The sequence below is a fragment of the Paracoccus angustae genome (assembly GCF_042648745.1).
GTDB lineage: Bacteria > Pseudomonadota > Alphaproteobacteria > Rhodobacterales > Rhodobacteraceae > Paracoccus > Paracoccus angustae.
In genome coordinates this window covers 1-1,059 of record NZ_JBHRXY010000117.1, presented here as the reverse complement: position 1 = coordinate 1,059, position 1,059 = coordinate 1, and the positions used below count along the sequence as shown (strand labels likewise).

1 protein-coding gene is annotated in these 1,059 nt (G+C 59.3%); it reads left to right on the top strand.

Annotated features, from left to right (window positions below):
* Positions 1 to 86 precede the first annotated feature (86 nt).
* Positions 87 to 1,044, top strand: a protein-coding gene (locus tag ACFOM8_RS23005; RefSeq protein WP_377764684.1) for an IS630 family transposase whose coding sequence is annotated in 2 segments (ribosomal slippage) — positions 87 to 428 and positions 430 to 1,044 — 957 coding nt in all. Because the reading frame shifts where the segments join, the coding sequence is not laid out codon by codon here.
* Positions 1,045 to 1,059 lie beyond the last annotated feature (15 nt).

Genomic DNA, 1,059 nt, shown 5'->3' with positions numbered 1-1,059 from the left:
TAGAGCACGTTGCGCCATTCCCGATTCAGGATACCCCTGTGGCTTGATCTGTGATTCCCTGCCTGCATGACAGATGGAGGGATGATATGGGTAGACCGCATCCTCTGGCACTCCGAGAGCGCGTTGTGGCGTTTGTGGAGGAAGGGAACTCGCATCGCTCAGCCGCTGCGCGGTTCCGGGTTTCTGTGAAGTTCGTCAACGACATGGTGATCCTGAAGCGCGAGACAGGCGGATTGGCTCCACGTGTCCAAGGGCCTGGTGGTGGTCATGGCAAATTGATTGGTGTGGGGGACTGGATCACCGCGCGCATGAAGGCGAAGCCCGATCTGACCCTGAACGACCTGGTCGGCGAACTTGCAGATCATCACGGCATCGCCATTCACCGTGTCTCGGTTTGGCGGTTTTTGCGCGGCCTCGGGCTGACACACAAAAAAAGACCTGCAAGCGCTCGAGCAGAAGCGGCCTGAGATCCGGCAGGCACGCCATATCTGGATTACACGACGCCAACCGTTCATGCGCAGCGCGTTGACGCGCATCGGTTTCATCGACGAGACGTCGCTGAAGACGAACATGGCCAAGACCACCGGGTGGTCTCCAAAAGGCGCGCGCCTTGTCGACCATGCGCCCTTCGGCCACTGGAACACCCAGACCTTCATCGCCGCGCTGCGCCATGACCGGCTGGATGCGCCCTGGGTAATCGACGGTGCCATGAACCGCGAACTGTTCGAGCTCTATGTCGAAACCCAACTGGCCCCGACACTGCAACCCGGCGATGTGATCATTCTGGATAACCTGTCATCGCACAAGAGCCCCAAGGCAGCGGCGACGATGAGCGCCGTCGGCGCGTGGTTCTTGTTCTTGCCTTCCTACAGCCCGGACCTGAACCCCATCGAGATGGCCTTCGCAAAGCTCAAGGCGCTGATCCGGAGAGCCGCCGCTCGAACCTACGAGGCTCTCTGGCAAACTGTCGGGCAGGTCTGCGATCTCTTCACCGACGAGGAATGCTACAATTTCTTCAAAGCCGCCGGATATGAAACCGATTAAACGCAACAGGCTCTA